The sequence below is a fragment of the Zoogloea sp. 1C4 genome, from assembly GCF_009469605.1.
Lineage (GTDB): Bacteria > Pseudomonadota > Gammaproteobacteria > Burkholderiales > Rhodocyclaceae > Zoogloea > Zoogloea oryzae.
Map to the genome: position 1 here is coordinate 377,135 of NZ_SSXU01000001.1, position 20,411 is coordinate 397,545.

Consider the following 20,411-nt stretch of genomic DNA (forward strand, 5'->3'; position numbering starts at 1 on the left):
GTTCAAGATTCGGTAGGCGCCATTCTGCCCCCTGAGCCCGGACGACGAAAGCCGCCCAGGCCTGCATCCGCTCAGCCGGCGGCGTAGCGCTCGCGCATCTGGCGCTTGTTGATCTTGCCGACGCTGGTCTTCTCGAGGCTGTCGGCAAAGCGCACCTGATCCGGCAAGGCGAAGCGGGAAATCCGCCCTGCGTCGGCAAAGGCGCGCAGGTGGGCGATGATGTCCTCCGCCGTCAGACCTTCGGCGCCGGCCTTGGGCACCACCACCGGCAGCGGACGCTCGCCCCAGCGGGCGTCGGGCACACCCAGCACGGCCACCTCGGCCACCGCCGGGTGCTGGGAGATCAGGGTCTCGATCTCCAGCGACGAGATCCACTCACCGCCCGACTTGATGACGTCCTTGATGCGGTCGGTGATCTGCAGCGAACCGCTCGGCGCGATGCGGCCGATGTCCTGGGTGTGCAGCCAACCGCCGCGCCACAGGTGGGCGGTGGCGTCGGCGTCCTTCAGGTAGCCCTGGGTGAGCCACGGGGCACGCACGACCACCTCGCCCTGGGCCTGGTCGTCGTGGGCCACGTCGTCCAGGTTGCCGTCGACGATGCGCAGGTTCACAAGCGGAATCGGCAGACCGGTACGGCAGCGGTTCGGCACGGTCTGCTCGGGCGGCAGGTCCAGGTCGGCGGGCTTGAGCTGGGCGAGGGTCAGGATCGGGCAGGTTTCGGACATGCCGTAGCCGGTAAACACGTCCATCCCCCGCGCCACCGCCTGGGTCGCGAGGCCCACGGTGAACGCCGAGCCGCCGATCACCATCTTCCAGCCGGTGAGGTTCATCTCCTTGGCGGCCGGCGCCAGCAGGAGCATCTGCAGGATGGTGGGCACGCAGTGGGAGAAGGTCACGCCTTCGGTGCGGCGCAGCTGCAGCAGCATGTCGGGCACGTAGCGGCCCGGGTAGACCTGCTTCACGCCCAGCATGGTTGCCACGTAAGGCAGGCCCCAGGCGTGGACGTGGAACATCGGGGTGATCGGCATGTACACGTCGCCCCGATGGAAACGCTGGCCCGACACCGCGCCGGCCAGCCCGCCGAGGGTGCCGAGGGTGTGGAGCACCAGCTGGCGATGGCTGAAGAACACGCCCTTCGGCAGGCCCGTGGTGCCGGTGGTGTAGAAGGTGGTGGCGCGGGTGTTCTCGTCGAAATCCGGAAACGCGTGCTGCGGATCGGCGGCCGCCAGCAGGGCTTCGTACTCGCCCACGGCGCCAACGGCGGCCGGGTCGCAGGGCTCGTCGGAGAGCAGCACGATGCGCTTGAGCTTGGGCAGGCGGTCGCGGATGCCGTCGAGGATGGGCAGGAATTCGGTGTTGATGAGCAGCGTCTCGGCGCCGCAGTGGTCGATGGTGTAGGCGATCTGCTCGGGCGACAGGCGCACGTTCACGGTCATCAGCACCGCGCCCAGCATCGGGATCGCGAAGTAGCTCTCGAGGTAGCGGTGAGAATCCCAGTCGGCCACCGCCACGGTGTCGCCAAAGCCCACGCCGAGCCGGCTGAGGGCGCTGCCCAGGCGGCCGATGCGGGCGCCGAGATCGCGATAGGTGTGGCGGCACACGTCGCGATAGACGATCTCCTGATCGGGCGCGTGGGCCAGCGGCGTGTGCAGGAGCTGCTTGATGAGCAGCGGGTAGGCGTAGGGCTGGTCGGCGGACGCGGCGGCGTCTCCGGCGGCGCGGATATCGGTTTGCACGATTGTCTCCTCGGGCTGTTATGGTCTGACGGAAGCGTCGGCAGCTTAGCCGGAGGGCGGGGTGAAATCGCCCCCCCGAAAGGGGGGCTGGCGGGGCGTCAGCCCGCCGGCGGACGCAGCAGGCCGGCCTGCCCGGCGCGCAGGATGGCCTCGGTCCGGCTGCGCGCGCCGAGCTTTGCGTAGATGTTGCTGAGGTGCCACTTCACCGTTTCGGGCGTCACCTGGGCGGCGCGGGCGATGGCCTTGTTGGACAGGCCCTGGGTGACGAGCTGCAGGATGTCCCGCTCCCGGGCCGACAGCCGTTCGGGGGGCTCGGCGCCGGTCCCGGACCGGACCTCGGCCAGCAGCGCCTCGACCAGCGGGCCGGCATCGGCAAAGCTGCGCACCATCCCGGCCTGCTCGGCAAAGGGCAGCAACGCCGCCACCCCCGCCACCGCCCGGGGGCGCTGGCCGGCCAGCGCCAGGGCTTCGGCCAGCAGGATGCGCCGCTGCAGGGCCCGGTAGTGAAAGCCTGCGTCGGCAGAGGCCGTCACCAGCGCGTCGAGCGCCGTCACCGCGTCGGCAGCCCGCCCCTCCGCCAGGGCCAGCACGGTCAGTGCCTCGCGCCAGGCAAGCCAGGTTTCCATCAGGCTGCTCACCTGCCGGGGCGGCCGGGCCGGCATCAGCGGACGCAGCGCATCGACTCGCCGACGCAGCGCGTCAACGTCGCCACCCCGCCACAGGATGCGCGCCGCTTCGGCCAGCATCAGCGCCCGCATGCGCAGCCAGCGGCGGGCCTCGCCCAGCTGGTCGGCGGCGTCGAGCCGGGCCAGCGCGGCGGCCCGGTCGCCCCGCAGCAGGGCCAGCCGGGCCGCGCTCACCGCGTAGCGTGCACATGATCCCAGCGGGCAGGTCTCGGCCACCACTTCGACGCGGCCGCCCATCACGTCGGCCAGCGCCTGCAGGTCGCCCCGCTCGTAGAGGATCTCGGCCAGATAGCCGACGGGCAGCGCGGCCACCGCCGACTGAGGACCGGATTCGGCCACCGCCCGGGCCAGGGCTTCCCGCAGCAGCGCCGCCGCCTCGCCCAGCCGACCGGCAATGCCGTGGCCCAGCCCGGACATGCTGAGCCGATACACCATGCCGAAGAGCGGGCAGCCGCCCGCCTCGAAGGGCGCCGAGCGGGCCGCCAGCTCGGTCGCTTCGCCAAAGCGTGACGCCGTGTGCAGCCCGAACAGGATCACGCTGCGCGCCATCTGGGCGACCCACGAATCGGCCCGGGCGGCGGCGTCGAGCGCCTGCCGGCCGAAGGCCATCGCGGCCTCGCTCTCGTCGGACAGGCCCGCGATCAGGCCCTTCACCGCGGCCACCTCGCCCGGCTCGGCCTGGGCCGGCAGGCGTCCGCTGGCCACGTCGGCCTCGATGCCGCTCAGGGTGTCGCGGGCCTCGCCCAGTCGCAGCCCGAAGGCCAGCGCCCAGGCGTGGGCCAGCCGCAGGCGCAGGCTGCCGGCCAGTAGCGCCGGCGGCAGCAGGGCCAGCCAGCCGGTGACGGTGCGGATGTCGCCGGCCTGCACCAGCCCCATCGCGCAGGCCTCGGCCCAGGCGGCGGCGCGGGGCGCGTCACCGCCGGCCAGGGCGTAGCGCACCGCCTCCTGCCACAGGCCGGCGTCGGCGCACCAGCGGGCGGCGGCAAGCTGGATGTGGCGCAGGCGCGCCGGGTCGTCCCGGCCAAGGCGCGCCTTCAGGTAATCGGCAAACAACGCGTGGAAGCGGAACCAGCCGTCGTCCAGGCGCTTCACGAAGAGGTTCTGGCCGGCGAGCTCGTCCAGCAGGCGGCGGGCATCGGGCTGGCCGCTCACCGCGGCGCACAGGTCCGGGCAGAAGCGGTCGAGCGGGCCGGCGGCGAGGAGGAAATCCACCCGGGCCGGGTCGAGCCCGGCGAGCACGTTCTCGGCGAGATAAGCCCCCACGCCCTCCCCCGCCCGGCGGCGGATGCCGGCCATCAGCGCGTCGGCGTCGTCGGCGCCGCGCACCGACAAGGCGACGAGGTACATGCCGGCGGCCCAGCCCTCGGTGGTGCGCCACACGGCGTCGGCCACGGCGGATTCGGCCAGTGGGCCGCCAAAGCCTTCGAAGTAGTGCCGCGCCTCGTCGGCGGCAAAGCGCAGCTCGGGCTCGCCGATGCTCGTCAGCTGCCCCCGCGCCGCCAGGGTGGCGAAGGGCAAGGCCGGCGCGCCACGCCCGGCGAGGATCAGCCGGAAGGCCGGCGGCGCGTAGCGGACGAGGGTCTGCAGGGCGGCGAGGAGCGGCGGCGTGGTGAGCGCGTCGGCGTCGTCGAGGATCAGCGCCACCGGCACCGGCGAGCGGGCCAGCCCGTTGATGAGGGCCGCCAGCACCGCGCGGGGCGAGGCCAGCGCATCCCGCGCGAGCAGCCGGGCAGCCTCGCGGGCCACACCGTCTTCGCCCCCCAGGGCCGCAACGAGATAAGGGAAAAACAGTCCGGAATCGTCATCCTCCCGGTCGAGGCTGAGCCAGCCCACCAGCCAGCCCAGGCCTCCGAGGCGCTCGCGCAGCTGGGCGAGCAGGGTCGTCTTGCCGGCGCCGGGCGAGGCGCACACCCGCAGCACCGGCGGCTGACCGGGCGCGCAGAGGGCATCCACCAGGCGTGGACGAAGCAGCACGCCCGCCGACGGGGCCGGCGGGCGTAGCTTGGTCTGGATCAGCAGGGACGGGCGCGGGTCGGCCCGGTCTGCCGGAAGCGAGGTCATCTGAAAACAGACGCCCCGGCCGCGATCCCACGGCCGGGGACGAGGCGGGTCACACCTTCTCGAAGATGCCGGCGGCGCCCATGCCGGTGCCGATGCACATGGAGATCATGCCGTAGCGGGCCGAGGTGCGCTGGAAGGCGCTCATCAGCGTGGCAGCACGGATCACCCCGGTGGCGCCCAGCGGGTGGCCGAGGGCGATGGCGCCGCCCTGGGGGTTGATCCTGGACTGATCCATGTCGAGCTGCTTCATCACCGCCAGGGCCTGGGCCGCGAAGGCTTCGTTCAGCTCGATCCAGTCGAGATCGGATTGCTGGATGCCGGCCGCCTTGAGGGCGCGGGGGATCGCCTCGACCGGACCGATGCCCATGATCTCCGGCGGCACACCGGCCACCGAGTAGCTGCAGAAGCGCGCGATGGGCTTGACGCCGTAACGCTTCACCGCAGCCTCGGACATCAGCAGCACCGCACCGGCGCCGTCGGACATCTGGGAGCTGTTGCCGGCCGTCACCGAACCACGCGCCGCGAACACCGGCTTGAGCTTGCCGAGGCTCTCGACGGTGGCGTCGCCCCGCGGGCCTTCGTCGGTGTCGCAGATGCGCTCGGTGACGCGGACGGTGCCGCCCTCGCCCGGCACGTGGGTGCGCACGGTGTAGGGCGTGATCTCGTCACGGAAGGCACCGGCGGCGATGGCCGCGGCAGCGCGCTGGTTGGACTGAACCGCGAAGGCATCCTGGGCGGCACGGTCGATGCCCCACTGCTGGGCGACCTTCTCGGCGGTGAGACCCATGCCGAAGGCGATGCCGAGGTTTTCGTCCTTGGCGAAGATGGCCGGGTTGAGGGAGATCTTGTTGCCCATGATCTGGGGCATCACGGTCATGCTCTCGGTACCGGCGGCGATCATCACGTCGGCTTCGCCCAGGCGGATGCGCGCGGCGGCGTCGGCCACGGCCTGCAGGCCGGACGAGCAGAAGCGGTTGATGGTGATGCCCGGCACGGTGTTGGGCAGGCCGGCGAGCAGCACGCCGATGCGCGCCACGTTCATGCCCTGCTCGGCTTCCGGCATGGCGCAGCCGACCACCACATCGCCGATCTCGGTGGCGTCGAGCCCCGGCACCTTGGCGACAACCGCCGACAGCACGTGGGCCAGCATGTCGTCCGGACGCACGTTGCGGAACATCCCGTTGCGCTTGGCCACCGGCGTGCGGGTGGCGGCAACGATGTAGGCTTCCTGGATCTGTTTCATCGAATTCTCCTTTGGGGCAGTGAGGCGCAGGGAGTAAGGAGCGGCGAGGCCGGCGCTACCTGACTGCGCTGACAATCGCCAGCGCACAGGGCACAAACAAGGCCTCCTAACTCCTTTCTCCTTACTCCTCACTGCAATCAATCAATTGCGCAGCGGCTTGCCGGTTTCCAGCATGTGCACGATGCGCTGCTGGGTCTTTTCGGTCTTGAGCAGATCCACGAAGAGCGCGCGCTCCACGTCGAGAATCCATTGCTCCGACACCTTCGCGTTGGTCTCCACCTCGCCACCGCACAGGGCGGTGGCCGCCGCACGGGCGACGCGGTAGTCCCACTCGGAGATGAAGCCGCCCTCCTTCATGTTGATGAGCATCATCTCGCAGGTGGCGATGCCGTTACGGCCAGCCACCTGCACGGCGCGCTGGACGAGCGGCGGCTGGTAGCCGGATTCGGCGATCGCCCGGGCCCGGGCCAGGGCCACATGGAGCAGCTCGTTGGCGTTGAAGAGGATGTCGTCGGACTCCTTCGCGAAGCCCAGCTCCACCGCCTGCAGGGCGCTCTTGGAGACGTTGGCCATGGCGATGGTCTGGAACATGTTCTGGATGAAGGGGAACACGTCGCCGCCCGCCGCCCGGCTGGCGAGGCCGGCCGCACGCAGCGCGAACTCCTTGCAGCCGCCGCCCGCCGGGATCAGGCCGACGCCGGCCTCGACGAGGCCCACGTAGCTCTCCAGCGCCATCACGCGATGGGTGGCGTGCATCACGAACTCACAGCCGCCGCCCAGCGCCATGCCCTGCACCGCCGCCACGGTGGGCACCGCGGAATGCTTGAGGGCCATCGAGGCCTGCTGGAACTTGGCGACCGTCTTTTCGAGACGGTCGAACTGGCCGGCCTTGCAGGCTTCGACGACCTGCGCCAGGTTGGCGCCCACCGCAAACGGCGCCTCGTGCCAGATCACCAGGCCGTCCAGATCGCGCTCGGCGCGGGCGATGGCTTCGAGTACACCGTCCAGCACCTCGTCGCCCACCGCGTGCATCTTTGACTTGAAGGAGATGATGCCGATGCGGGCGTCCTTGGCCGGGAGGTTCCACAGACGCACGCCGTCGTTCTCCCACAGGGTGACGCCGGCATCCGGCGCAGCCTCGCCCAGCACACGCTCGGGGAAGAGCTGGCGCTGATAGACGGGCAGGGTCGAACGGGGCTTGAGGGCGGCATCAAACGCGCTCCACGAACCGTCCGGCGCATGCACGCCCTGGCGGCCGTCGAACACCCAGGCGGGCAGCGGCGCATTGGTCATCGCCGCACCGGATTCGATGTCGTTCTTGATGGCGTTGGCGATGGTCTGCCAGCCGGCAGCCTGCCAGGTCTCGAACGGGCCCTGCTGCCAGCCGAAGCCCCAGCGCATGGCGAAATCCACGTCGCGGGCGTTGTCGGCGATGGCGCCAAGCTGGCAGGCGCAGTAATGGAACACGTCGCGGAAGATCGCCCACAGGAACTGGGCCTGCGGGTGGCTGCTTGCGCGCAGCTGGGCGAACTTCTCGGCTGGGTTGCGGTTCTTGAGGATGGCGAGCACTTCCGGCGCAACCTCGCCGGCGCTGGGGCGATAGCCGCCGCTGGCCAGATCGAGCACGTTGATGACCTTGCCTTCCTTGCGGAAGATGCCGCCCTTGGTCTTCTGACCGAGGGCGCCCTTGGCAATCAGGCCGGCCAGCCATTCGGGCGACTTGAAGTAGGCGTGCCACGGGTCGTCGGCAAGGGTCGCGTCCATGGTGCCGATGACGTGGGCCAGCGTATCGAGGCCCACCACGTCGGCGGTACGGTAGGTGGCGCTCTTGGGACGGCCGATGATCGGGCCGGTCAGCGCATCCACTTCGTCGAAGCCCAGGCCCATGCGCGCGGTGTGGTGCATCACCGCCAGGATCGAGAACACGCCCACGCGGTTGGCGACGAAGTTGGGGGTGTCCTTGGCGCGGACGATGCTCTTGCCCAGGCGGGTGGTCAGCCAGGCTTCGAGGGCATCGAGGGTGGCGGGGTCGGTGCTGCGGGTGGCGATCAGCTCGACCAGCGCCATGTAGCGCGGCGGGTTGAAGAAGTGGATGCCGCAGAAGCGGCTGCGGGCGGCTTCCGGCATGCCCTCGGCCAGCGCGTTGATCGACAGGCCCGAGGTGTTGGAGGCGAAGATCGCGTCCGGGCGGATGAACGGGGCAACCTTGGCGTAGAGGTCGAGCTTCCATTCCATCTTCTCGGCGATGGCCTCGATGATGAGGTCACAGTCGCGCAGCTTTTCCAGATCCGAACCGTAGTTGGCCACGTCGATGAACTGGGCCCGGTCGCGGGTGGCGAGGGGCGCCGGATCGAGCTTCTTGAGCCCGTCCACGGCCTTCTTGGCGATGGCGTTGGGGTCGCCTTCCTTCGGCAGGTCGAAAAGGATGACCGGCACGCTGGCGTTGGCGCAGTGGGCGGCAATCTGCGCCCCCATGACGCCGGCACCCAGCACGGCCACCTTGCGAATGATGAGTCTGCTCACTTGCTCCTCCTTCAGATGCGGCCCATGGGTGAGCCGGCTTTATGGTTCAGGAATCCCGCGAATTATTTGAACAACTGTTCAAATCTTAGCGCAATCATGAATTTAGATGCAACAGTCAGAAAAAAATCAGATGCCGACGGCAGTCGGCAGCGAGCCTTCCGGGGCAAGAAAACCCGCCACCACAAAGGGTCGCAGGCGGGCCATGATGCCTTCAGGATTACCGGCATCGGCGAGGGAATAGGTTTCGGTCATCCGCATCACATCCTTTCCGGCCATCGCGTAGGCGACGATGCCGACGAAGAAGTACATGCGCCACACCACGTCGTCCTGGGAGAGGTGGGGCAGCGTGCGCATGAAGGCCTGGCGGTAGCGATCCACCGCCTCCCGGTATTCAGCCGGAAAGAAGGCCTCGGTGCCCGGGCCGGGCTCGTAGAAGGCGCGGCCGATCAGTTGCTTGAAGACCTCGCCCGAGATGCTGTCCTTGCGGGTGAGGCGCAGGGCCGACGACAGGAAGGCATCCACCAGCACGTCGACAGCGATCGGCTTGCCGGCGGCGTCCAGCTCGAGCTTGTCGAGATAGCTCACCCGGCTGCCGCCGCGGCTACCCAGGGCCCGCTGGTACACCGCCTCCATCAGCCCCTGTTTGGTGCCGAAGTGGTAATTGACCAGCGCCACGGGCACCCCGGCGGCGCCGGTGATCATGCGGATCGAGGTGGCGGCGTAGCCGTTTTCCATGAACAGCCGCTCGGCGGCGTCGAGGATGCGGGTCTTGGCGTCTGGGGCGGATTCAATGCGCGGCATGAAGGGGCCAGATGAAGACCGGCGCCGGAGATACCGGCGCCGGGTTGGTACGGCAGATCAGAAGGCCATCGAGTACTGGGCGCCGAGAATCCACACGCGGGCGTCGTACACACCGGCCACGCGGCCACGACCGAGGGCGGCCTGGTCGTTGTCGATGTGGGATTCACCCACGCGCAGGTAGGCCGCACCCAGATCGACCAGCGAATCCTTCGCAACCTTGATCTGGGCGCCGGTCGAAAGCCAGGTGCGGTTGCTGTCGGGCAGGGAGACGAGGCGATGCTGGTCGCTCTGCACCGGAGTCTGGTCGTAGGCCACGCCGAACTTCAGCTTGACCTGCTCGTTCAGGCGGTAGTTGGCGCCGAGGGCGAAGCGCCAGGTGTCGCGGAACTTGGTGTCGAGGGTCTGCACCGTCACGCCGTTGAGGGCCCCGGCGGTGCGCACGATGTCGACCTTCGGGATGCTGCTCCAGCCCGTCCAGGAGACATCGCCGAGCATCTCCCACTTCTCGTTGAGGTGCTGCGTCACGCTCAGGATGAAGGTTTCGGGCAGTTCGACGTCGGCCTTCGCCGCGCCGGTGGTGAGGGCCGCGCTGGCCCCGGCGGCCGGGCCGCTGACGGACAGGTCACCCTTCAGGTCGTGCTTGATCGACGAACGGTAGGACACGCCGACCTTGGTCGTCGGGCTGAGGGTGAACAGGGCGCCCACGTTCCAGCCCCAGGCATCGTTGTCGGCCGACAGAGTGGCGGAGGTTCCCGCGACGTTCAGGGGCGTGACGGGGCCCACAGCCGCCCGACGGATGTACTCCACCTTCATCTTCTGGTAGTTGAGGCCGCCACCCACCGAGATCTTGTCGTTGATCCGGTAAGCCAGGCTGGGATTGAGGTTCATCGTCTTGATGTCGAACTTGATCGCCTGCGCCGCCCCCACCCAGGGATCGTTGTACTCGGTGACCTGCCCGAACGGCGCGCCGATGCCGAGGCCGGCGTAGAGGTTCTTGGTCAGCGCCCACGACATGTAGGCGTTGGGGATGAAGGCCCAGCTGCCGGCATCGTTGCCCTCACCTGCCGAAGCGAACGCGCCAAGGCTCGACGACCCTCTGTCACTGAACTTGAAGGTCGGGCGCACGGCCGACATGCCGACCGAAATCTCGCGATCCTTCAGCTGGGTCATGCCGGCCGGGTTGAAGAAGATCGTGCTGGCGTTCTCGGCCACGGCCGCCGAGCCCGCATACGAATTGCCGATACCGCTGGCGTTCTGCTCGAGCAGCTGGAAGCCGGCGGCGGCTGCCTGGCCACTGGCAAGACCGGCGGCAACCAGGGGGATCAGGCGGGCGATGGTTTTCATCTTCATGGTGTCTCCTCACGTGGGCGCTGTCGTTGTGTGCAAGCCTCGGGCTGCGCGACGTCCCGGGCGTTTCTGGTTGGGCGAATCCGCTGGGGATTCGCGGCAAGGGTGATGTCAGTGCTGGGTCAGACGTTCGTTTCAGGCGGAATTTCCCGCTTCTGGCCGTTCTTGTCCACTGCCACGTAGGTGAGCACGGCTTCGGTCACCTTCACGACAATGGGGTGCTCCGGGTTGCGCTCGGCGTACACCGCCACATCGACGGTGATCGAGCTTTTGCCCACCTTGATGACTTCAGCGTAGAAGCTGACGATGTCGCCCACCGACACCGGCTGCTTGAACAGGAAGGAATTGACCGCGATGGTGGCCACCCGGCCGCGGGCCCGCTTGATCGCAGGCACGGCGCCGGCGATATCCACCTGGGCCATGATCCAGCCGCCGAACACATCGCCCGACGGGTTGAGATCGGCCGGCATCGGCATCACGCGCAGGACCGGCATCTGGTCTGGCGGAAGCTGGGTGGGTTGATTGCACATGGGGTGGCTCCTCGGATTGGTTCAGCCGGCCGTGCCGGCGCGGGACAGATTCATCGGCCCGCCGGTAAAAGGCGGAAAGCCGGTCCCGAATATAACGCCGGCGTCGGCCAGATCGGCATCCTCGACCACGCCTTTTTCAACGCAGCGACGGGCCGCAGCCAGCAGCGGTGCAGCAATCCGCTCGGCGAGCCCGGCCGGCGGCGCGCTGGCGGTGCCCTTCTTCGCCCTGCCATCGACCCACGCGTAAAAGCCCTGCCCGCTCTTCTTGCCGAGTTGGCCGGCGGCCACGCGATCGGCCAGCGCCTTAGGCAGCACCGCATTCGCGCCAGCCAGCGTCTTGCCCGCCGCCACCGCGATGTCGAGGCCGACGGTGTCCATCAGCTCCACCGGCCCCATCGGCATGCCGTAGGCCACCAGCGCGGCGTCGATGGTTTCGGGGGCGATGCCCTCGTCCACACAGCGCAGCGCCTCATACATGTAGGGCCCGAGCACTGCGTTGACCAGGAAGCCCGGCTCGTCCTGCACCGGCAGGGGCAGCTTGTCGAGCTTGCGCACGAAGGCCGCCGCCTTTCGGAAGGGTTCGTCGGCGGACACCGCGCTCTTCACCACCTCGACGAGCGGCAGCACCGCCACCGGGTTGAAGAAGTGGATGCCCACCAGCCGGCTCGGGTCGGCAAGCGCGGTGGCGATGTCGGCGATGCGCAGGCTCGATGTATTGGAGGCCAGCACCGCGTCGGGCCGGGCGCGCTTCTCGATGTCGGCAAACAGGGCGCGCTTCGCGTCGAGGTTCTCGAAGATCGCCTCGATGATGAGATCGGCCTGGGCCACGCCGGCGCCGGCCGGGTCGGGGATCAGCCGATCCAGCGCAAAGCGCGCCTCCCGCGACTTGCCGCGGAACTTGCGTTCGATGCGCTTGCCGGCGCGGGCAATGGCCGGGGCGATGCGTTCGACGGACTGGTCCTGCAAGGTCACGATCATGCCGCGGAGCGCGCATTCTGTGGCGATGTCGCCGCCCATCACGCCGGCGCCCACCACGTGGACGCGCTTGGGCGAGAAATCCGAGCCCTTGCCAAAGCCCTTCATGCGCTCCTGCAAGAAGAAAACACGGATCAGGTTCTTGGCGGTGGGCGAGCGGAAGATCGCCTCCAGCGACGAGGGCGAACTGGCCGGCACCGCCAGCGCGTTGCCACCGTGATTGGCCCAGATGTCGATGATGGCGTAGGGCGCAGGGTAGTGCTCCGGGCGCGCCTTGGTGGCCACCTGCTTGCGGGCCTTACCGGCCACAATGCCGGACAGCGGGCCGTTCATCAGCTTCTGCATGAAGGGCAGCCGGCGCGGCTCGCGGCCGGATAGCACCAGCATCCGCGCGGCGTTGTCCATCACCCGGGCGGGCACGGCCTCGTCGGCAAGGCCCAGGCGCTTCGCCTTGCGGGCATCCACGCCCTTGCCGGTGAGCATCAGATCCAGCGCGGCAGCCGGGCCGATCAACTGCGGCAGGCGCAGCATGCCGCCCCAGGCCGGGTAGATGCCCAGCATCACCTCGGGCAGCGCCATGCGGGTGCCGGGCTCGTCCACCGCGATGCGGTAACGGCAGGCCAGCGCCAGCTCGAAGCCGCCGCCCATGCAATGCCCGCGCACCAGCGCCAGCGTGGGGTAAGCCACGGCGGCGAGGCGGTTGAAGAGGTTCCAGCCCCGCTCCACCAGCACCCGCGCTGCAGCGGCGGAATCAATGGCGGTGAATTCCTCGATGTTGGCCCCGGCGATGAAGCCCGCCGCCTTGCCCGAGCGGATCACCAGCGCGGTGGGCGGCTGGCGGTCGAGCTCGTCGAGGAGCAGCCCCAGCTCGGTCATCACCGCCGCGCCGAGGGTGTTGGTGGTCGAGTCGGCCACGTCGAGGGTCGCCCAGGCGATGCCGTCGGCGTCCCGTTCCAGTTTCCAGTGCGTCAGATTCATCACAGGGCCTCCACCAGCATTGCGCCACCCAGACCACCGCCGATGCAGATGCTGGCGATCCCCCGCTTGCCGCCGGTGCGCCGCAGTGCGTGGAGCAGATGCAGCACGATGCGCGCCCCGCTCGCCCCCACCGGATGGCCCAGCGCCACGGCACCACCATCCACGTTGAGCTTCGCCGGGTCGATGGCGCCCAGCGCGCCGGGGAGGCCCAGGCGCGTGCGACAGTAGTCGTCGTTCTGCCATGCTCGCAGGCAGGCGATCACCTGGGCGGCGAAGGCTTCGTTGATCTCCCACAGGTCGATGTCGTCACGCTCGAGGCCGTTGCGCAGCAGGATCGGCGAGGCAGCATGCACCGGGCCGAGGCCCATGCGCTCGGGCTCCAGCCCGGCCCATTCGGTGTCGACGATGCGGCCGATGGGTTCGAGCCCGTGACGCTGCACGGCGTCTTCGGAGGCGAGGATCAACCACGCCGCGCCGTCGGTGATCTGCGAGCTGTTGGCGGGCGTGACCCGGCCGTACTTCTTGTCGAAGAAGGGCTTGAGCTTGGCGAGGCCGGCCATCGACGCGTCCCGGCGCAGGCCGTCGTCGGCGCCGTACACCGTGCCGTCCTTGTCGATGAGCGGCACGATCTCGCCAAAATGCCCGGCGTCCTGGGCGGCGGCCACGCGGCGGTGGCTCTCGACCGCAAAGGCGTCCATGTCGTCGCGGGTGATGCCGAACTCGAAGGCCAGGTTCTCGGCGGTCTGGCCCATCAGCTGGCCAACGATGGGGTCGGTGAGGCCCTTCATGATGCCGATCACCGGCGCCAGATAGCCCAGCTTGAAACGCCGGATCATCGCCAGCTTCTCGCCCAGGCTGCGGGCGCCCATCCAACCGGCGAACCAGCGCACCATCGGGTCGGAATACAGCAGCGGCGCCCGCGAGAGCGCATCCACGCCGCCCGCCAGCACCAGCTGCGAGCGCCCCCGCTCGATGTTGGCGATCGCCGAATCGATGGCCTGCATGCCCGACGCGCAGTTGCGCATCACCGTCCAGCCCGGTACTTCGATGCCGCAGCCCATGCGCAGGGCCACCACGCGGCCGATATTCACCTCGTCGGGCGACGGCGCGGCGCAGCCGAGGATCACCTCGTCCAGCTGGTCCGGCGCAAAGCGCTGGCGGGCGAGCAGCGCGCTGCCGGCGGCCGTGGCCAGATCCGACGCCGCAAACGGCCCCGGCGCGTTGCGGGCCTTCAGGAATGGGGTGCGCGCCCCGTCGATGATGTAGATCGGCTGGTTCATGGCGGAGCTCAGGCGGCCTGCTTCTGCGGTTCGGTCAGGTCGGCGAGCGCGTCGCGCAGGCCGAAGTCGTAGGGGAAGTCATCCACCCGGATCACCTTGTCGCGCAGCTCGCCGCGACGGTGGATCAGGCGATGTTCCTCGCCGCTGATGATGCCGGCGGTGAAGGCCGCGTCGTACAGCGCATCGACGCCGCCATTCACCAGCAGGCCGGGCTTGAACTCGCCGCGCTTGATCGCCTGGCGCACCTTGGCCTCGATGGGCTCGGCAGCGAGGGTCGCCAGCAGCGCGGCCTCCAGCGCACCGACGGGCTCTTCCAGATCAGTGGGCAGATGCACGTCGGAGGTGAGCCGGTCGCGGGTTGCGGAGGGGTTGATGAGCAGGGTCGCCACTTCATGGCCCAGTTTGTCGGACGGCACCACGTAGGGCCGGCCGAGGGGGAAGACCACCACCCGCCGCAGCAGCAGCGCGAAGAAGCGGTTGGGGAAGTTGGCGATCACACCTTCGAAGGCGTTCTGGATCTTGAACATGCAGTCCCAGATCGCCCAGTGGAGCAGCGGCAGATCGGCGCTCTGGCGGCCTTCGTCCTCGAAGCGCTTGAGGGTGGCGGATGCCAGGTACATCAGCGAGAGGATGTCGCCCAGCCGCGCCGAGAGCTTTTCCTTGCGCTTGAGCGCGCCTCCGAGGGTGCCCATCGAGATGTCGGCGATGAAGGCGAAGGCGGCCGAGAAGCGGGTGAGCTGCTGGTAGTAACGGCGCACCTCCGGCGCGATGCCGTCCGGCACCGACACGAAGTGCGAGCCTGTCATGCCCATCACCAGCGCCCGGCCGGCGTTGTTGATGGTGTAGCCGATGTGGCCCCAGAAGGCGTCGTCGAAGGCGGCCAGATCGCCGCTGCGGGCGGCGTCCATTTCCTTCAGCACATAGGGGTGGCAGCGGATCGCTCCCTGGCCGAAGAGGATCAGGCTGCGAGTGAGGATGTTGGCGCCTTCCACCGTGATGCCCACCGGCACCTGCTGGTAGGCGCGGCCGAGGAAGTTCTGCGGGCCCAGGCAGATGCCCTTGCCGCCAATCACGTCCATGCCGTCATTCACCGATTGCCGTGCGCGCTCGGTCACGTGGTACTTGACGATGGCCGACACGACGGACGGCTTCTCGCCCAGGTCGATGGCGCCGGCGGTCATCACCCGCGCGGCGTCGCACAGGTAGGCGTTGGCGCCGATGCGGGTGAGCGCTTCCTCGACGCCCTCGAACTTGCCCACCGCCGTCTTGAACTGGTAGCGCACGCGGGCATAGGCGCCCACCGCGCGGGCGGTCATCTTGAGCATGCCGGTGTTGGAACCGGGCAGCGAGATCGAACGCCCGGCCGCCAGGCACTCCATCAGCATCCGCCAGCCCTGACCCGCCATCTTGGGGCCGCCGATGATGAACTCCAGGGGCATGAACACGTCCTTGCCGCGGATCGGGCCGTTCATCCACACCGCGTTGAGCGGGAAGTGACGCCGGCCGATATCCACGCCCGGGTGGTCGTGGGGCACCAGCGCGCAGGTGATGCCGAGGTCTTCCACGTCGCCCAGCAGGTGCATCGGGTCGTACAGGCGGAAAGCCAGCCCGAACACCGTGCACACCGGCGCCAGGGTGATGTAGCGCTTGTCGAAGCTCACGCGCATCCCCAGCACCTCGCGGCCCTGGTAGATGTCGCGGCAGATCACGCCCGAATCCGGGATCGACGCCGCATCCGAACCCGCCCACGGGCTGGTGAGCGCAAAGGCCGGGATGTCCTGCCCGCTGGCAAGGCGCGGCAGGTAGTGGCGCTTCTGCTCCGGCGTGCCGTAGTGCAGCAGCAACTCGGCCGGGCCGAGGGAGTTGGGCACCATCACGGTGACGGCCGGCGCCGAGGAGCGGGTGGACAGCTTGGTCACCACCTGGGAGTGGGCGTACGCCGAGAAGCCCTTGCCGCCGAACTCCTTGGGAATGATCATCCCGAGGAAGCCCTTCTCCTTGATGTAACGCCAGACTTCGGCCGGCATGTCCTGCTGCTGGGTGCATTCCCAGTCTTTGGTGAGGCGGCACAGCTCATCGGTTTCCACGTCGAGAAAGCGCTGCTCCTCGGGCGTCAGCGTGGGCTTGGGGAAGGCCAGCAGGCGGTTCCAGTCCGGCTTGCCGGCAAACAGCTCGCCTTCCCACCACACCGTGCCGGCCTCCAGCGCGTCCTTCTCGGTCTGCGACATCGAAGGCAGCGCCTTGCGGAACGGCTTGAAGATCTGCGCCGTCACCAAACCGCGCCGCACGGCGGGCAGCAGGAAGACCGCCCCGATCACTGCCACCGCGGCCACCACGCCGGTAGTCAGCGCCACCGGCCACGCGGCCAGCCAGCCGAGCGCCGCAATCCACGCCAGCCCCACCCCATACCAAGCAAAAAAAGGCGCTCGCCCGTAGGCGAGCGCGACCACCAGGGGAGGGAGGGAAACCAGAAACCAGTAAGCCATGAGATGTCTCCTCGCGTGCGGTGCCGTCGTTCTCGGCCCGCATCCGTTTCTTTATGGATTCGAACCAAAATCCGCCAGCGGCGCGCGCAGGCCGCCCAGCAGAAAACTCATCAACCGCGGCGCCAGGCGCGACGGGTGTTCATCATCGAATTTGCCGGTGACAAGTTGCAGCGCGTCGGTGCCGGCGATGGCGTAGGACATGGCGCCCATCATGAAGTGGAAGCGCCACAGGATCTCCTTGAGCTCCACCTCGGGCAGCGCCCGGTACAGCGCAGAGAGAAAGCGCTCGACGCACTCGGCGTACTCCTCGGCCAGAAACTTGCGCACGAACTCGTTGGGCTCGGTGTAGGTGCGGCCGAGCAGGCACATGAAGGTGTGCCCGCCGCCATCCACATCGGCCGCCATCCGCAGCGCGGTGCCGAAGAAGGCATCGACGATGCGGCTCGGCTTGAGCGGCGCCCCGCCCGCCTCGGCCTCCATCTGATCCAGCACCGCCACACGGGCGTTGTTGAGATCGGTCAGCCGCCGGCGGAAGACCTCCTGGATCAGCAGCTCCTTGGTGCCGAAGTGGTAATTCACCGCCGCCAGATTGACCCCGGCGCTGCCGGTGATCATGCGCATCGACGTACCGTCGAAGCCATGCTCCATGAACAGCACCTCGGCCGCATCGAGAATGCGGCTGCGGGTATCGGGCAAAGTCTTGGCGGAATCGTCGCGCATGGGCGTGGCCTCGAAAGATGGCTGACGGAGCAAAATCAAACAGACGTTTTAATCATACGTTTAGTTTGATCAAAGTCAACGGGTTTGCGCATCACCGGAGGCGGCATTGGTGGAGACTGATAAATGAAACCTGAGGTGGCCGCAGCGAATCCGCCACATGCATCCCAACACCCGCACGCTCCGACTGGCACCCGGCTGCAGCTCACTTCACGGGCGTGTTCCCCGTGGCGACGAGGCGGGCCAGCCCTGGACGAACCCTCCACCCGGAGTTGCGTTGGGAGGGCCGGGTTCGACCGGCGTTTCACCTTGGCCTGAACCCGATTCTGTTGAGCGTCGCAGTAGGTGCGCTCGGCGGCGGGCGCAAGAAGGTATCTGTCGCCCCCTGCCGGCAGCGGGGACCAGACCTGACTCAAGCCGGTGTTCGCCGCGTCAAGCAGCGCGTAGGCTGGTCGATGGCTTTCTGGCGCGCAAAGGCCGTGGTGGAGAGTTTCATCCAGTTGCTCGCGCGCGAGCGGATCAGGCGCCGGCGCCGCTTGCCCGGAAACGCAGTCACAACGTCCCGCACCCGCCGGTCGAAGATGAGCGGCGGGGTCTTTTTGAGGAATGGGGCCGTCAACGCAACCCGCGGCGATTCGGATAGACATCGCCGCGGCGTGATGATCGGGATCAGTTCAGATCCGCGGAGGGTCCGTCTCGCGTGCGGGGTGCCGGTGCTTGCCTGCGGCGGCGATGAAGGCAGTCGTGCCCTTGTCGATCGCCTCGACGCTGGACAGCAGAACGCCGGGATCAGGACCGCCCGAGGGCAGCTGGGTTGAGATGCCCGCTTCGTCGAGGATGGCCTTTGAGGCGCCGATGGCCAGGATGGTCTTGCCGTGGCGATACTGGTTGGTCACGAACTCCAGCGTCTGCCCGTATCCGGCCAGCAGCCCTACCCCGTCGCTTCCGTCGGGCAGGACGAGCGAGTCGAACAGTACCGGCGGTGAGTTCTCCAGCGTACCGGTCGCCTCCACCGACTCGCCGTCGGCGGTTCTAACCGGACCAAGGCGCGGGGCGACAATGCACGTGACGGCGCCGGCTGCGGTCAGCGCAGCCTGAACGGCGACGATGGAAGCACCGTGCACGCCATCGGCGGCCAGGATCGCCACCTTGCGGGTGCGGATACCGCCGTCGCCGGGCAGGGCCGTCAGGGACAAGGCCGGCGACATGACGACTTCGGGTGCGGTGGATTTCGCCAGCGCCAGCGGCATCGCCTCGGGCACGTTCATGCCAAGTCCTGCCGCGATTTTCGCGGCCATGTCGGCGGACACGTTCACCAGCGAGGCCAGCATGCGTTCCCGGATCGCCGGCACGGTGAGCTTGCTCAGTTCGAAGCGGAAGGCGCCGACGATGTGCGCCTTTTCGACCTCGGTCTGACTTTCATAGAAAAGGGTGGCCTGAGTGTAGTGGTCGGCAAACTTCTCCGGCTTGCCGCGCAGTTTGTCGCCGGCAAGCGGCTCCGGGAAAGACACGAACCCTGCCGCACCGGCCTGAAACGGACAGCCGCCGCCGAGCGAGTTGGGCTCATAGGCAACGCGGCCTCTGGGGATGGCCTGACGGTGCAAGCCATCGCGCTGGTTGTTGTGGACCGGCGCCAGCGGCGCGTTGATCGGGATCTCGTGGAAGTTTGCCCCACCCAGCCGGGTGATCTGGGTGTCGACATAGGAGTGGATGCGGCCCGCCAGCAGCGGATCGTTGCTGAAGTCGATGCCCGGCACCACGTGCGCGGTACAGAAGGCGACCTGCTCGGTTTCGGCAAAGAAGTTGTCGGGGTTGCGGTTGAGCACCATGCGGCCGACCGGCGTTACCGGCACCAGCTCTTCGGGGATCAGCTTGGTGGCGTCAAGCACGTCGAAGCTGAAGGCTTCGGCCTCATCTTCGGTGAAGATCTGCAGGCCGAGCTCCCATTCCGGGTACTCGCCGGCCTCGATGGCGTCCCACAGGTCGCGGCGATGGAAGTCGGAATCGGCGCCGGCGATCTTGACCGCCTCGTCCCAGACCAGCGAATGGGTGCCCAGCTTGGGCGTCCAGTGGAACTTGACGAAGTGCGACTCGCCCGCCGCATTGACCAGCCGGAAGGTGTGCACGCCAAAACCCTGCATCATCCGATAGCTGCGCGGAATGCCACGGTCGGACATCACCCACATCAGCGTGTGGGTGGTTTCCGGCATCAGCGAGGCAAAATCCCAGAAGGTGTCGTGGGCCGACGCCGCCTGCGGCAAGCCGTTGTGCGGTTCGGGTTTGACGGCGTGGATCAGGTCCGGGAACTTCATTGCATCCTGGATGAAGAAGACCGGGATGTTGTTGCCCACCAGATCCCAGTTGCCCTCGTCGGTGTAGAACTTGACCGCGAAGCCACGCACATCACGCGCCGTATCCACCGAGCCCCGTTCGCCGGCGACGGTGGAAAAGCGCACGAAGACCGGCGTGATCTTGCCCGCCTCCTGGAAGGGGGCCGCACGGGTGAGGTCGGTCAGCGGCCGGTAGGCCTCGAAGTAGCCGTGGGCGGCCGATCCGCGCGCATGAACGATGCGCTCCGGAATGCGCTCGTGGTCGAAGTGGGTGATCTTCTCGCGCAGGATGAAGTCTTCCAGCAGGCTCGGCCCGCGCAGGCCGGCTTTCAGCGAATTCTGGTTGTCACCGACGGCGACGCCCTGATTGGTGGTCAGCACCTCTCCGGCGGAGTCGACGCGCGCCCGGTCGAGCGAGGCTGTGCTGCCGCTGGTCTTGGCCGAGAGATTGGCTTCGCTGAGGGTGCTGGCCGATGCCAGGGCGGACGTCGGCGCCAGCGTCTGCCCGGCCGGTGGCGCGATCGCGTTGTCCCGCCCGAACTCCTTGCTCTTGCTGGCGTTGTACGGCATCGACGCGACGAGGGCCTCGACCGCGGAGGCTTGTTCCGCCAACGCGTCGGCGGCACCGGGGTCGCGTGCCGGGAGCGGCTGCGTAAGGGCAGCCACCGATTTGGGATCAGTCTTTTTCATGGGTTTGCGCCGAGTGGTTGAGGGTCGT

General features: G+C 68.3%; 12 protein-coding genes. All 12 read right to left on the minus strand.

The genetic code is table 11. The features are described 5' to 3' along the window. Positions 1-71: 71 nt before the first annotated feature. The 12 genes from GH681_RS01755 to GH681_RS01810 all read right to left on the minus strand — a co-directional run bounded on the left by GH681_RS01755 (position 72) and on the right by GH681_RS01810 (position 20,383). Positions 72-1,736: a fatty acid--CoA ligase gene (locus GH681_RS01755; RefSeq protein WP_228111739.1), complete on the minus strand. Its 1,665-nt coding sequence runs from the start codon at positions 1,734-1,736 to the stop codon at positions 72-74. A 98-nt stretch (positions 1,737-1,834) separates the two neighbouring features. Continuing rightward, entirely contained in the window at positions 1,835-4,483 is a 2,649-nt protein-coding gene (locus tag GH681_RS01760) for a LuxR C-terminal-related transcriptional regulator (protein WP_153159733.1), read from the minus strand. A gap of 49 nt (positions 4,484-4,532) precedes the next feature. Beyond that, a complete protein-coding gene (locus GH681_RS01765; protein ID WP_153159734.1) occupies positions 4,533-5,726 on the minus strand; it encodes an acetyl-CoA C-acyltransferase in 1,194 nt (397 codons plus the stop codon). 141 nt (positions 5,727-5,867) lie between these two features. Further along, positions 5,868-8,249, minus strand: a complete 2,382-nt coding sequence (locus GH681_RS01770) for a 3-hydroxyacyl-CoA dehydrogenase/enoyl-CoA hydratase family protein (protein WP_153159735.1) — start codon at positions 8,247-8,249, stop codon at positions 5,868-5,870. Positions 8,250-8,375: 126 nt separating this feature from the next. Next, entirely contained in the window at positions 8,376-9,050 is a 675-nt protein-coding gene (locus GH681_RS01775) for a TetR/AcrR family transcriptional regulator (protein ID WP_153159736.1), read from the minus strand. Positions 9,051-9,107: 57 nt separating this feature from the next. After that, on the minus strand, positions 9,108-10,400 hold the full coding sequence (locus GH681_RS01780) for an OmpP1/FadL family transporter (RefSeq protein WP_153159737.1): 1,293 nt from the start codon (positions 10,398-10,400) through the stop codon (positions 9,108-9,110). Positions 10,401-10,519: 119 nt separating this feature from the next. Continuing rightward, complete coding sequence (locus tag GH681_RS01785; RefSeq protein WP_153159738.1) at positions 10,520-10,927, minus strand: acyl-CoA thioesterase; 408 nt, start codon at positions 10,925-10,927, stop codon at positions 10,520-10,522. A 21-nt stretch (positions 10,928-10,948) separates the two neighbouring features. Next, a complete protein-coding gene (locus tag GH681_RS01790; protein WP_153159739.1) occupies positions 10,949-12,880 on the minus strand; it encodes a 3-hydroxyacyl-CoA dehydrogenase NAD-binding domain-containing protein in 1,932 nt (643 codons plus the stop codon). Next, positions 12,880-14,160, minus strand: coding sequence for an acetyl-CoA C-acetyltransferase (locus tag GH681_RS01795; RefSeq protein WP_153159740.1), 1,281 nt, complete (start codon positions 14,158-14,160; stop codon positions 12,880-12,882). The genes GH681_RS01790 and GH681_RS01795 overlap by 1 nt, the downstream gene beginning before the upstream one ends. 8 nt (positions 14,161-14,168) lie before the next feature. Next, on the minus strand, positions 14,169-16,646 hold the full coding sequence (locus GH681_RS01800) for an acyl-CoA dehydrogenase (protein WP_153159741.1): 2,478 nt from the start codon (positions 16,644-16,646) through the stop codon (positions 14,169-14,171). A gap of 51 nt (positions 16,647-16,697) precedes the next feature. Beyond that, the gene (locus GH681_RS01805; protein WP_153159742.1) at positions 16,698-17,366 is read right to left on the minus strand and encodes a TetR/AcrR family transcriptional regulator; all 669 of its coding nucleotides are present in this window, start codon (positions 17,364-17,366) and stop codon (positions 16,698-16,700) included. 671 nt (positions 17,367-18,037) lie between these two features. Further along, positions 18,038-20,383, minus strand: a complete 2,346-nt coding sequence (locus GH681_RS01810; protein ID WP_153159743.1) for a catalase — start codon at positions 20,381-20,383, stop codon at positions 18,038-18,040. Positions 20,384-20,411: the final 28 nt, after the last annotated feature.

Excerpts from the sequence above, each read along its gene's own strand:
- GH681_RS01805 (WP_153159742.1), bottom strand. The coding sequence starts at position 17,366 with ATGCGCGACGATTCCGCCAAGACTTTGCCCGATACCCGCAGCCGCATT.
- GH681_RS01800 (WP_153159741.1), bottom strand. The coding sequence starts at position 16,646 with ATGGCTTACTGGTTTCTGGTTTCCCTCCCTCCCCTGGTGGTCGCGCTC.
- GH681_RS01785 (WP_153159738.1), bottom strand. The coding sequence starts at position 10,927 with ATGTGCAATCAACCCACCCAGCTTCCGCCAGACCAGATGCCGGTCCTG.
- GH681_RS01810 (WP_153159743.1), bottom strand. The coding sequence starts at position 20,383 with ATGAAAAAGACTGATCCCAAATCGGTGGCTGCCCTTACGCAGCCGCTC.
- GH681_RS01780 (WP_153159737.1), bottom strand. The coding sequence starts at position 10,400 with ATGAAGATGAAAACCATCGCCCGCCTGATCCCCCTGGTTGCCGCCGGT.
- GH681_RS01795 (WP_153159740.1), bottom strand. The coding sequence starts at position 14,160 with ATGAACCAGCCGATCTACATCATCGACGGGGCGCGCACCCCATTCCTG.
- GH681_RS01765 (WP_153159734.1), bottom strand. The coding sequence starts at position 5,726 with ATGAAACAGATCCAGGAAGCCTACATCGTTGCCGCCACCCGCACGCCG.
- GH681_RS01775 (WP_153159736.1), bottom strand. The coding sequence starts at position 9,050 with ATGCCGCGCATTGAATCCGCCCCAGACGCCAAGACCCGCATCCTCGAC.
- GH681_RS01790 (WP_153159739.1), bottom strand. The coding sequence starts at position 12,880 with ATGAATCTGACGCACTGGAAACTGGAACGGGACGCCGACGGCATCGCC.
- GH681_RS01760 (WP_153159733.1), bottom strand. The coding sequence starts at position 4,483 with ATGACCTCGCTTCCGGCAGACCGGGCCGACCCGCGCCCGTCCCTGCTG.